Origin of the sequence: Bacillus sp. UMB0893, assembly GCF_002858905.1 — a bacterium.
Lineage (GTDB): Bacteria > Bacillota > Bacilli > Bacillales > Bacillaceae > Bacillus_P.
On record NZ_PKLB01000007.1, the window covers coordinates 134,204 to 146,978 of the forward strand.

Sequence of the window (12,775 nt, forward strand, 5' to 3'; positions counted from 1 at the left end):
AACTATTTGTTCGATAGCAGTCTTGATATAGCAGAGGTGTGTAAGCATGAATCAAAAATTTGTGGTAATAGATGTTGAAACGACCGGCAATTCACCTAAAAAAGGGGATCGCATCATTCAGCTTGCAGCCGTCGTCATTGAAAACGGAAAAGTGGCAGAACGATTTTCAAGTTTTATCAATCCGAGCCAAAAGATTCCGCTTTTTATTGAACAATTAACCGGAATATCAAATGAGATGGTAAAGGATGCCCCTCCATTTGAAGATATTGCTGAAAATGTTTCAGCCCTATTAGAAGATGCTTTTTTTGTGGCGCATAACGTTCATTTTGATCTATCCTTCATACAAGAAGAACTCCACAAGTGCGGGTATCCCAGATTTACCGGACCTGTATTAGATACTGTGGAGCTTTCAAGAATTGTATTTCCGCACGCAGCCAGCTATAAATTGTCTGAGCTGTGCGAAGAATTAAACATCACGCATCTTAATCCCCACCGGGCAGACAGCGATGCCGAAGTAACAGGGGAACTCCTTTTACATATCCTAAGGAAATTATCTCAGCTTCCTCCAGTAACACTTCAGGCACTGAAACGCTTATCGCGGTCCTTTATCAGTGATATAGAAGAAGTATTGGAAGATATCATTTCCGAACGTCTCTTGCTCCTTAAGGAGCAAGAAGAAATAGAAATATTCCGGTCGATGGCCATAAAAAAAATGGCAGATACTGTACAAGATCATTCCATAAACTTAACAAAAGATTTTCAGTCATTTTCTGATGAATTAATGAAAAAAGAAGGTCCAATAGCAAAGCAATTTCAGCAGTATGAGGTACGGAATGAACAAGCAAAGATGATAAAAGAAATACATGAATCCTTTCAATCTCATCAGCATGCATTAATCGAGGCTGGCACGGGAACAGGAAAAACACTCGCTTATTTAATTCCTGCCATTCACTATGCATTGTCTGAAAAGAAAAGTGTATTAGTAAGTACATATACGACGGCTTTGCAGCAGCAAGTGATGACAAAAGAATATCCAATGCTCAGAAAAGCCATTGATCATCCTTTTCACATGGCCGTTTTAAAAGGCCAATCTCATTATTTGTGTTTGCGCAAATTTGAAAAGTATTTGCATGAAGATGATTTTAACTATGATAATATTTTAACGAAGGCACAGCTTTTAATCTGGCTGACAGAGACAGAAACAGGGGATTTTGATGAACTGAATTTGCCGTCTGGAGGGAAATTGCTGTGGCAGAGGCTTCATTATGATGCCATTTCTTCAAAATCAGAAAAAAACCCTTGGCGAACGCGCTGTTTCTATCAGCGCGCTTATGAAAAGGCAAAAAAGGCAGATATTGTGATTACAAATCATTCTCTTTTAATGTCGAATCTTTCTTCATCCAGCGATCTCCTTGATCAGATTGATGAAGTCATAATTGATGAGGGCCATCATTTTGAACGAATTGCAAGCGAGCATTTAGGAACCAGAATGCACTACTTAACCTTGCAGGCATTAACAAATCGGCTTGGAAATATTTATACGGACGGACTGCTGCGAAGAACACAAGACTTATTTTCGGAGAAGCGTTTAAACGGCACATTCCTTGAAATGGATACAATACTGAAACAGCTTGCTGAAGATAATCAAGTCCTCTTCAGCTCCCTGCATACATATGTCCTTCAAAATGAAAAAGATGTTCAAACAAATCGGATCACTCACCGTTATAGACATGATCAAAAGCGGACAAGAAAATGGCTCTCTATTCTAGAAGCAGCTGCGAGAGTGAAGTTTGAACTGCATGATCTGATCAAAATGATGAAAAAACAAAAAGAAGACTTCCACAAAGTAAAAAATGAAAATGAATCATTCATTTTATACGAGTACTTTGCCATTCTTGATAAATTCGAGAAGTCATACAGAGACTTAGATCTATTGTTTTTCAAGGAAACTAACGAAAATGTCTGCTGGATTGAAATTGAATCAAGAGGAGCAAAAAATGCAGTCAGCGTCTATTCACAGCCTATTTCTGTTTCAGAACAATTAGCAGATGGATTTTTCTCGGATATGAAGAGTGTGGTGCTGACCTCAGCGACTTTGACAGTTAATAAATCCTTTGACTACATTATAGGAGAACTTGGTCTGACTGATTATTATCCGAAAAGTCTCATTTTAGAGTCGCCTTTTACCTATCAAAAACAAGCTAAGTTAATGATCCCAGCAGATTTTCCTTCGATACAGCATGTCACGTTAGAGGAATATACATCGTCGATTGCTAAAAATATATCAATAATCGCCAAAGCAACAGAAGGAAAGCTGCTTGTCTTATTCACTGCCTATGACATGCTGAAAAAAACACATCAGATGCTGAAATCCGATTCAGAGCTTGAAGAATTTATGATAATGGGCCAAGGCGGGGGCAGCATTACGAAACTTACAAAGAATTTCCGCCAATTTGAGAAAGCGATTTTGCTCGGAACAAGCAGTTTCTGGGAGGGGGTTGATTTTCCAGGTGATGAGCTGACGACCTTGATTATCGTTAGGCTGCCGTTCTCACCTCCTGATGATCCGCTTGTTGCAGCAAAATGCGAACAATTGACCAAGCAAGGGAAAAATGCCTTTTATGATTTTTCTTTGCCTGAAGCGATCCTAAAATTTAAACAGGGATTTGGCAGACTCGTTCGGACTGAAAACGATAAAGGATTGCTGTTTGTTTTTGACAAACGGATTGTAGATGCGAAATATGGAAAACACTTTATTACCTCACTGCCATCCATTGATGTACATGTGGAGCCGATGGAACGCCTTCATCAGGAAATCCTGCTTTGGAAGAAAAATTGATGGCAAAAAAATGCCTGTGTGAGCAGCACAGGCAATGGTGTGGTAGGAGAAAATTTATTTTCACTAATTGATATTGTTACTGTTATAATGGGTACATAAAACAACTTGTTGTTGTCTGTATTTGTTATTGTTGCCCTTTGAGGCTGACATATAAGTTACAATTTTTGTTTTTGTTTAGGAGGAATAGGTCATGGAAAGTAAAATTGAAATTTTATCAACCGTAACCGTAGAGCATTCGGATGATCTCTATAAAATTGTCGATGGACTGAATCGCACGTTGAAGAGAGAAAATCTCATGTTTGGGCTTGCACTTGATCAGGATGATAAAAATAAAGCCGTATTTACGATTTACAGAACGTAGGGATCTGCAGAATGGGACGAAAATTAATTATAGCTTCAATTGTTTTGGCCATAGTGCTGCTGATTGCTCTTAGCGGGTTTATACATGTATATCAATCAGCCATGACTCAGAAAAACAGCGGACATGATCAAGCAATCGATCGGGCCGCCGGACAAACAGAATTAAAAAATGCAGAAAGTGTCCACACTTTTAACGGTCTGGAACAATATTTTGTTATTGCTGGAAAAAATGAAAGCAATAAGAATGTTTATGTTTGGGTGGCGGAGGATTCAAAGAAAAAACCAGTTCTCAAACTTGCATCAGATGGCATTTCTGAAAAAGAAGCGCTTGAAATCGTGAACAGAGAACAAAATCCTCAAAAAATAATCAGTGTAAAGCTGGGTATGGAAAAAAACGTACCACTTTGGGAAATAAAGTATATTGATGAACAAAATCGCTATACATATGATTTTGTGAATTTTACAAATGGTGAAATTCAAAAACATATTGCCATAAAGAAATAGGGGGACACGTCCATGAAATTAGCCGATAGAGTATCAGCATTAACACCTTCATCCACTTTAGCAATTACAGCAAAAGCAAAAGAACTGAAAGCTGCCGGACATGATGTCATTGGCCTTGGTGCCGGCGAACCTGACTTTAACACACCGCAGTTTATTATTGATGCAGCTATTCAAGCAATGAATGAAGGCCAGACGAAATATACTCCTTCTGGAGGTCTGGCAGAATTGAAAAAAGAAATTATCGGCAAATTTCAAAATGATCAGGGTCTCACTTATAAGCCAAATGAAATTATCGTTTGCACCGGTGCAAAACACGCTCTTTATACCCTTTTTCAAGTTTTGCTGAATGAAGGTGACGAAGTCATTATTCCAGCCCCATATTGGGTAAGCTATCCAGAGCAGGTTAAGCTGGCAGACGGTGTGCCGGTTTATGTTGAAGCCCTTGAAGAAAGCCAGTTTAAAATGACGCCGGAGCAGCTGCGTGCTGCCATTACTGAAAAAACGAAGGCAGTCCTGATTAACTCTCCAAGCAATCCTACAGGAATGCTTTATTCAAAAGAAGAGCTTGAAGAGCTGGGCAGAATCTGTCTTGATCATAATGTTCTTATCGTTTCAGACGAAATTTATGAAAAGCTGATTTATGATGATAACAAGCATGTTTCAATTGCTGAGATCTCTGAAGAACTAAAGCAGCAAACGATTATCATTAATGGTGTTTCAAAATCTCACTCAATGACAGGCTGGAGAATTGGATATGCTGCGGGCAATGAACAAATCATTGGTGCCATGACAAACTTGGCCAGCCACAGCACGTCTAATCCGACATCTATCGCTCAATATGCATCTATTGCAGCATATGCAGGCTCACAGGAACCAGTAGAAGAAATGAGAAAAGCATTTGAAGAACGCCTTAACATCATTTTCGATAAACTTGTTTCAATCCCGGGAATTACTTGTTTAAAACCTCAGGGAGCATTCTATTTATTCCCGAATGCCAAGCAGGCCGCAGAAATCACCGGCTTTGCAAGCGTTGATGATTTTGTTGAAGCATTGCTTGAAAAGGAAAAAGTTGCGCTCGTTCCAGGTTCCGGTTTTGGTGCGCCAGACAATGTCAGACTTTCATATGCGACTTCTCTTCAAACGATTGAAGAAGCACTTGTAAGAATTGAGCGGTTTGTGAAAGAAAATTCAATCCATTAAAAACATGAGTCGTCTTTTTGACGGCTCACATTTATGTTTGATTGAAGCATGCAACGAATGTATAATAGCAATTATGTACATATATTTTGATACGGTTTTTGGAGGGACAATTACGTGAAAACAACAATTTCAGAAGTAAGCAAGTATGTAGATAAAGAAGTAACAATTGGTGCCTGGATTGCTAATAAGCGCTCAAGCGGAAAAATTGCATTCTTACAATTGCGCGATGGAACAGGCTTTATTCAAGGTGTCGTCGTAAAAGCTGAAGTGGATGAGGAAATCTTTCAAACAGCGAAATCCATTACACAGGAGTCTTCCATCTACGTGACCGGCGTGGTAAGAGTGGACGAGCGTTCTCCATTTGGATATGAGCTTGGTGTGACTGGAATTAAAGTCATTCACGAGTCTGTAAACTACCCGATTACACCGAAGGAACACGGTACGGAATTCTTGATGGATCACCGTCATTTATGGCTTCGTTCTAAACGTCAGCATGCTGTAATGAAAATCAGAAATGAAATCATTCGTGCGACATATGAATTTTTTAACAAAGAAGGATTTTCAAAAGTTGATCCTCCGATTTTAACAGGGAGCGCACCAGAAGGTACATCTGAGCTTTTTGCTACAAAATACTTTGATGAAGATGCTTATCTGTCTCAAAGCGGACAGCTGTATATGGAAGCAGCAGCAATGGCACTTGGAAAGGTTTTCTCATTCGGACCGACATTCCGTGCTGAAAAATCAAAAACAAGACGCCACTTAATTGAATTTTGGATGATTGAACCCGAGATGGCGTTTTATGAATTTGAAGACAACCTTGTCGTTCAAGAAAATTACGTTTCTTATATCGTGCAAAGTGTACTTGAGAATTGCAAGCTTGAATTAACAACACTCGGACGTGACACGTCTAAACTTGAAAAAATTAAAGCGCCTTTCCCTCGCATCTCTTATGATGATGCGATCAAGTTCCTTAACGAAAAGGGCTTTGATGATATCAATTGGGGTGACGACTTTGGAGCACCGCATGAAACAGCGATTGCGGAAAGCTTTGATAAACCAGTCTTCATTACACATTATCCTACTGCAATTAAGCCTTTTTACATGCAGCCTGCTGCTGACCGTGATGATGTTGTACTTTGTGCAGACTTAATTGCGCCAGAAGGATACGGCGAAATCATTGGCGGATCACAGCGAATTCACGATCATGAGCTATTAAAAAGCCGTTTAGATGAGCATGATCTTTCACCAGAGGCTTATCAATGGTACTTACAGCTTCGTGAATTCGGATCTGTCCCGCACTCAGGTTTTGGTTTAGGTCTTGAACGTACGGTTGCATGGATCAGCGGAGTGGAACATGTCCGTGAATCCATTCCGTTCCCTCGTTTGCTTAACCGGCTTTATCCATAATAAAAATAGTGTGAGTCTCCTCTTGAAGGAGGCTCTTGTTTTTTTGATAGCAAATAAAAAAAAAGATTTTTTGGCGGCTGAGCGCTGAATAGTTGCCCCCGCTTTGGTAACAAGATCCTAATGGAAAACATGCAGCGTTTTTCAGGGAGGACGTGTTATACTATTCAGGAGAGGTGACTCGAATTGAAGAAAGAACAATTTGTTCAGATGCAAGAGCATGGATCCTTATCTGTTCCTGCGTCTTTAATCATGTACTACCATCAGCTTGGAGTAAAAGAAGAAGAGCTGATTTTACTGCTGCAAGTCAATCTGCATCTTCAGAGCGGAAATCAGTTTCCTACCCCGAACGAACTTTCAAATCATATGTCCATCACGACATCTGCATGTACCTCCCTTTTAAGAAGCTTAATGCAAAGAGGATTTCTGGACATCGAGGAATATGAACAATCTTCCATTAAGTATGAACGGTATTCTTTAAAACCTCTCTGGGGAAAATTGTACGAATTTATGATGTCTAAAAATGAGAAGAAAACAGAAGAAAAACAGGAGCAGGATAACATTAATTTGTATCCTGTATTTGAAAGTGAATTTGGAAGGCCTCTTTCACCATTTGAAGTTGAGACGCTTTCGATTTGGATGGATCAGGATTATCACGATCCGCTCATTATTAAAGCCGCATTAAAAGAAGCTGTGATATCCGGAAAATTGAATTTCAGATATATTGACAGAATTCTTTTTGAATGGAAGAAAAATGGCATCAGAACGATTGATCAGGCGAGGAATTATGGAAAACGATTCCGCCAGCATCAGGCTCAGCCTGCCAAACAAAATCAAAGCAGCGACGAAGAATATAAACGGAAAGTGCCTTTTTATAATTGGCTGGAAAGCTAAATCATAAACTAAACAGGTGATATCATGCTGAATATGAAACAAATCAGGGAAGCTCTTGATATGATGGGAGAGCTGTTTCCTGATGCACATTGTGAATTGAAACATAGCAACCCTTTTGAGCTGGTGATCGCTGTTGCACTGTCTGCACAGTGTACAGATGTTCTTGTAAACAAGGTCACGAAACAGCTTTTTGAAAAATATAAAACACCTGAGGATTATTTATCTGTATCAATAGAAGAACTGCAGAATGATATCAGGTCAATCGGCTTGTATCGAAATAAAGCGAAAAATATTCAAAAGCTTTGCACGCTGTTGCTTGAAGAATATGGGGGAATTGTACCAAAAGACCGTGATGAACTGACAAAGCTTCCCGGTGTAGGCCGAAAAACGGCCAACGTCGTTGTATCTGTAGCATTCGGAGTTCCGGCAATTGCTGTTGATACACATGTTGAAAGAGTCAGCAAAAGGCTCGCGATTTGCAAATGGAAAGATTCAGTGCTTGAGGTGGAAAAAACGCTGATGAGAAAAGTTCCAAAGGATGAATGGTCGATAACGCATCATCGCCTGATTTTCTTCGGCAGATATCACTGTAAAGCCCAGGCACCTAAATGTACAGAATGTCCGCTCCTTCACATGTGCAGAGAAGGCCAAAAGAGAATGAAAAAAGGAAGCATAACACATGCTGCCGTCAATTGAACTTCCGAAAGACTTTAGATATGAACCATTTTTTTCAGAAAAGGTGCAATGCGTTTCTGACCTTTCTGGAAATTCAATCGAAGAAGTATTAAGAAACAATCCTTTTTTCTATGATATTTGTGCAAAAGCCAACATAGATATGGCAATCTCTCCATGGACAAATTCAGCATTATATGTGCCGCTTCTGCTGAAGGAATGGGATGCCGTTCAGCTCAAAATAATAAACCAATTTCAAGCGAAAGCAAGAAACGCAGACAAAGCGGATATGAATCATGGAATCTCTATCCTGATCTGTCTGCTTAATTGGAGCAACGATAGACCTGTCGATCATTTGGATGTAATGCATTCTGATATGGGAAGCCTGCAAATTAAACCAATCAACGCAGCTGAAAGGCTTATATATCTTATTTCCAAGCCTGAGCAGTATCATTCATTTGTTCAGCTGCAGCAGCTTATAGAAGAAACACTTAAGCAGTTCTATAAAAAGAATGCTATGACTAATAAGAACAAATTATAAAGTTTATGCGTATGGATCAGTATAGGTCCGTGCGCTTTTTTTGTTATAGGGCTTGACGATATTTGAATAATTATTATCCATGATGTTTCGCACTCCTATTAAACTGAATTCACGGAACTAATTGGAAGTGCATAACATGCCTATAAAGTTTTCTCTTACACTTAATAGGAGTGGTGAGGTTATGGTTTCATATATGGATTATACATCTCCATCCGTTCAATACACGTTTGATGTTAATAAAAGTCCTTTATTCAGAAAAGATAACAAAAATTATATTAATGTATTAGGTGTAAAACAGTTGAATACACTGGAAAATGTGTCACTGTTGGACATTTTTCTAAGTGCTGATAATGTTGTAGAACCGCATTATCACCAAAATGCAGCTGAGCTAGTCTATTGTATTTCTGGTGCTGCAATTGTATCAATTCTGAATCCATTTACAAAACAAATTCTGAATTTCTCAATTACACCTGGACAAGTGGCAAATGTTCCACAAGGCTGGTGGCATTATGAGGTAGCTTCAGTTGATAATACTCATCTTTTGGCAATCTTTGATGCATCAACTCCAGAAGTGATTTTAGGTTCTGACCTATTAAAATTCACTCCTGCAAATATCATGGCGCATACGTATTGTATGGATGAAAGTCAATGGAAACAAGCAATTGAACCAGTTAAACCCACAACATATATAGGTCCATACAAGAACTGCAACAGAGAATATGAAAATATACCACGACAAAATATAAATCCGCAGTATCAACAGCTGCAATATATACCGCAATTCCAACAAACTCCATATTTCCCTCAGCATCAGCAATATTGGCCCTAAAAGATAAATTAAATAAGCTAACAACAAGAAGAAGGAGGTAAAAAGATTTGTCTTTTACCTTTAAAAAGGATCCTAAAACTTTCTACTTAAATAACAGAACCCCCTGCAAAAAAGCAGGGGGTTCATAGGCTTATTAATCGTTTGTTCCTTCTGTAGTTCCGTTATTATTGTTGCCATTTCCATTCCCATTCCCATTATTTCCATTACCAGGAGGAAGGGGGACAATCGGGTTGGCTGGATCTTCTGGATTTTCGCCTTCACCAGGTTCAACAGGCGGCTGCTCTCCATCACCATCTCCGCCGTCATCTCCATCACCTTCACCAGGGAGACCTTCACCAGGTAATCCCTCATCAGGTAATCCCTCACCGTCTTCCGGTTCTTCACCTTCTTCAGGTTCTTCCGGTTCAACTGGTTCTTCAATGATGGCTTCAGGAACTTTGAGAACAGCTGCTGCGGCATCGCTGCGGTTTGAGCTGTCATCATCGCTTACTGCTGAAACTTGGAATTTATAGGTTGCCCCAGGTACGGCATTAGGAATGACCATACTTGTATCTTTGGTTTTGTTGATGACTTGTGCAGGTCCATCATCAACGGATTGACTGATTTCAAACGATACGGCATCTTTTAGGTCATCGGTATAGTTCCAGCTAAGGAGAATTTCATTCTTCTCCTGATCGTAATCGACTTGGAAGTCAGAAGGCTTCGCAATTCTCTTATATTCTTCAGAAACCTTTGTAGGTTCAGTGCCTTTTACAAAATACTCACTGATTTTCTTATTATCAGGTGTAAATTCACCCGCTAGTTTCGGAGGGTTAGATCCTTTTTCAACCGTAACCCTTGAAACAGAATTTGGCTTTTTGAAATTAGAACTGTCACCATCTGAGACTTCAGAAATGACTTCTTTAAAGATTTTTTTTGCAAGCTGCTGGTCGGTTTTCGTCAAATGCATTTTTTCATCATTTTTCATGTAGCCAGTCCACACAGCTGCTGCATATTTTGGGGTGTAGCCCACAAACCAGCTGTCTTTTGCACCGCCTGCAGGTACATCGTATTTTGCTTTTTCATCATCACTGAAGTTCGTTGTACCTGTTTTCCCCGCCACTGTTACGCCAGGAACTCTTGCAGCAGTTCCTGTTCCTCTCTCTACGACTGAAATCATCATATCCGTTACCATATAAGCCGTATAATCGCTCATGGCTGATTCAGGTTCAGGAGATAGGTCAATTTCTGTCCCGTCACTGAGAACCACTTTTGTAACAGCATGAGGCTCAGTGTAAATTCCATTGTTGCCAAAAGCAGCAAACGCTCCTGCCATATTAAGAGGGGAGACGCCGTCTCTAAAGCCTCCAATTGCATAGGCTTCCGGAATTTCCTCTTCGAGCGGTATGCCAAGTCCTACTGCAAAATCGCGTGCTTTATCAAGTCCTACTTCCTGCATCGCTTTTAAAGCAGGGATATTCCGGGACTGTGCGAGAGCTTCGCGGATTGTCATTTGTCCTTTAAAGCTTCTGTCAAAGTTATTGATTTTGACTCCGTTTGAATAAGTATATGGTTCATCAACAATTTGTTCGTATGTCGACCATTTTAAGTATTCAATGGCCGGACCATAATCAAGAACAGGCTTAATGGTGGACCCAGGCTGTCTTCTCGTATCAATTGCATAGTTGAAGTCCCCGACATTTTGATTGCGTCCGCCGCCAATTGCGCGGATTTCGCCTGATTCTGTATCAATGAGGGTTACACCTGCCTGGAAGTTATCGTCAGGATAGCTGATTTCATTTCCATTTAACAGGTCCTCTACATATTTTTGTGCATTTGTATCGAGTGTTGTATAGATCTTTGCGCCAGCTGAGCTCACATCGATATCCGTCTTATCTTTTACTTCCTCAATGACTTCTTCCACGTAAGCGCTGTATGGATTTGATTTTTCCTTTTCAGCAACGACTGTAGACTGGACAGGAACTTTTTTCGCTTCTTCCGCTTCCTGTTCTGTAATAAATCCTTGCTTTACCATTAAATTAAGTACGATGTTTCGTCTTTTTTCAGCAGCTTCAGGATTTTTTCTCGGATCAAATCTAGTTGGACTTTGCGGTATGCCGGCAAGCATTGCAGCCTCGTGCAATTCAAGATCCTTAAGTTCTTTGCCGTAAAATCCTTCTGCAGCTTTGCCTACTCCGTAATATTCAGGATGGTAGTAGATTTTATTTAAATACATTTCTAAAATTTCATGTTTAGAATATTTTTGTTCTAATTGAAAGGCCATCCAAAGTTCTTGAACCTTTCTGGTGATAGTTTTTTCATGTGTGAAAAATGAATTCTTAATAACCTGCTGAGTGATGGTACTTCCGCCCTGTGAGCCGAAACCTTGTGTGACATTGGCAACTACAGCCCCGCCAAGGCGGATGATGTCAACCCCGCTATGCTCATAGAACCGGGCATCTTCGGTTGCTAAAACGGCTTCTTCAAGCTTTTTGGGAATATCGTTATATGAGATATAGGTTCGTTTTTGAGCGCCGACTTCGGTTATTTCATTTCCATCTTTATCAAAAATCGTTGAAGAGTATGAATCCTTTAATTTCTTCTCATCTAGCTTCGGTGCTCCGGCTGCGATAACGGCAAAGGTCGCTCCGCCTGCAATCATGCCAATAAGTCCGATGGAGACGAGGATGAATAGAATTCGTTTCCAAATGGAACCTCGTTCTGGTTTATTTGGTTTTTTGTTTTTGCTTTTGCTGTTTTGTGATAGCGCCTTTCTGCGCTCTTCACGGCTTTTATATTGATCTGACATTGCATTTCCAACCTTTCATTTACAAGATCCGCTTTAAAGGATTTAGAGAAAATATAGTTTTTCCAATACCTTAATATAATCAATTCTAGGCTGATAGCCAAGCGGAATAGGGTGGGCTGTTAACTCGATTTCTTTTTTTGTGATCGATTTTCGGCCGCCGCTTTCTTTTCTTTCCCAAAATTCAAGGAGTATGGCTGCTTCCATTAAATAAAATGATTGGAAGGCAGAAAGAATGACAAAGGATATGCCATCTTGATCCAGCACCATTTTCATATGCCTGATTTGGTGTTCATGGAAATTCTGAAGCGGAAATGAAGTGGCGCTTTGAGTTTCTTTTGCTTCAAAATCAATATATTTCCCTTTATAAACACCATTATAGTCTGTTGTTGACGATTGTTTAAAATAGGCTTCTTTGATAACAGCTGCACTTCGTTTTGGAAAATCAACATTTACAATTTGAACAGGGGTAGGTTTTTTATGAATAACAGCGATTCCTCTGTCTAAATAATAAAGATTTGTCTCGTTCAAATCCTCCTCAAGTGACATCCCTCTATTGCTGTAAGTCTCTTTTTGAGGGCGCTCTTTAGGAGAAGCCGAACTTGGATTATACGTTTTTCCGTTAGGATAACGAAAAATCATTTCTTCCCTCCTCAGGTAAAACTACTACTTATCATATCAAAAAAAATGAAAAAGACATGGCGAAAAAGTTTCGATTTTGTTAACGTCGCGTATGTGTACTACAGC

General features: G+C 39.7%; 11 protein-coding genes. 9 read left to right on the top strand and 2 right to left on the bottom strand.

What is annotated here, in order from left to right:
* The first annotated feature begins 46 nt into the window (after nt 1–46).
* From dinG to CYJ36_RS16145, 9 genes are all read left to right on the top strand, one after another.
* Nucleotides 47–2,839 (top strand): ATP-dependent DNA helicase DinG, encoded by a 2,793-nt coding sequence (gene dinG / locus CYJ36_RS16105; protein ID WP_101568284.1) that lies wholly within the window; start codon nt 47–49, stop codon nt 2,837–2,839.
* Nucleotides 2,840–3,029: 190 nt separating this feature from the next.
* Nucleotides 3,030–3,200 (top strand): YpmA family protein, encoded by a 171-nt coding sequence (locus CYJ36_RS16110; RefSeq protein ID WP_070878095.1) that lies wholly within the window; start codon nt 3,030–3,032, stop codon nt 3,198–3,200.
* A gap of 11 nt (nt 3,201–3,211) precedes the next feature.
* Complete coding sequence (locus CYJ36_RS16115; RefSeq protein ID WP_101568285.1) at nt 3,212–3,703, top strand: cell wall elongation regulator TseB-like domain-containing protein; 492 nt, start codon at nt 3,212–3,214, stop codon at nt 3,701–3,703.
* A gap of 12 nt (nt 3,704–3,715) precedes the next feature.
* Entirely contained in the window at nt 3,716–4,903 is a 1,188-nt protein-coding gene (locus CYJ36_RS16120; protein ID WP_101568286.1) for a pyridoxal phosphate-dependent aminotransferase, read from the top strand.
* Between the two features lie 114 nt (nt 4,904–5,017).
* Nucleotides 5,018–6,310, top strand: a complete 1,293-nt coding sequence (asnS, locus tag CYJ36_RS16125) for an asparagine--tRNA ligase (RefSeq protein ID WP_101568287.1) — start codon at nt 5,018–5,020, stop codon at nt 6,308–6,310.
* A 183-nt stretch (nt 6,311–6,493) separates the two neighbouring features.
* Nucleotides 6,494–7,201, top strand: a complete 708-nt coding sequence (locus CYJ36_RS16130; protein ID WP_180850368.1) for a DnaD domain-containing protein — start codon at nt 6,494–6,496, stop codon at nt 7,199–7,201.
* 24 nt (nt 7,202–7,225) lie between these two features.
* Entirely contained in the window at nt 7,226–7,897 is a 672-nt protein-coding gene (nth, locus tag CYJ36_RS16135) for an endonuclease III (RefSeq protein WP_101568288.1), read from the top strand.
* Nucleotides 7,881–8,414: a YpoC family protein gene (locus tag CYJ36_RS16140; RefSeq protein WP_101568289.1), complete on the top strand. Its 534-nt coding sequence runs from the start codon at nt 7,881–7,883 to the stop codon at nt 8,412–8,414. Before nth ends, CYJ36_RS16140 begins: the two co-directional genes overlap by 17 nt.
* Nucleotides 8,415–8,595: 181 nt before the next feature.
* Entirely contained in the window at nt 8,596–9,243 is a 648-nt protein-coding gene (locus CYJ36_RS16145; RefSeq protein WP_101568290.1) for a cupin domain-containing protein, read from the top strand.
* Nucleotides 9,244–9,376: 133 nt separating this feature from the next.
* Here the strand turns inward: CYJ36_RS16145 and CYJ36_RS16150 are convergent, their stop codons facing one another.
* Both CYJ36_RS16150 and recU read right to left on the bottom strand, forming a co-directional pair.
* Nucleotides 9,377–12,031 carry a penicillin-binding protein 1A gene (locus tag CYJ36_RS16150; protein ID WP_101568291.1) on the bottom strand — a complete coding sequence of 885 codons (2,655 nt, stop codon included), beginning with the start codon at nt 12,029–12,031 and terminating at the stop codon, nt 9,377–9,379.
* A gap of 42 nt (nt 12,032–12,073) precedes the next feature.
* The gene (recU, locus tag CYJ36_RS16155; protein ID WP_101568489.1) at nt 12,074–12,667 is read right to left on the bottom strand and encodes a Holliday junction resolvase RecU; all 594 of its coding nucleotides are present in this window, start codon (nt 12,665–12,667) and stop codon (nt 12,074–12,076) included.
* Between the last annotated feature and the right edge of the window lie 108 nt (nt 12,668–12,775).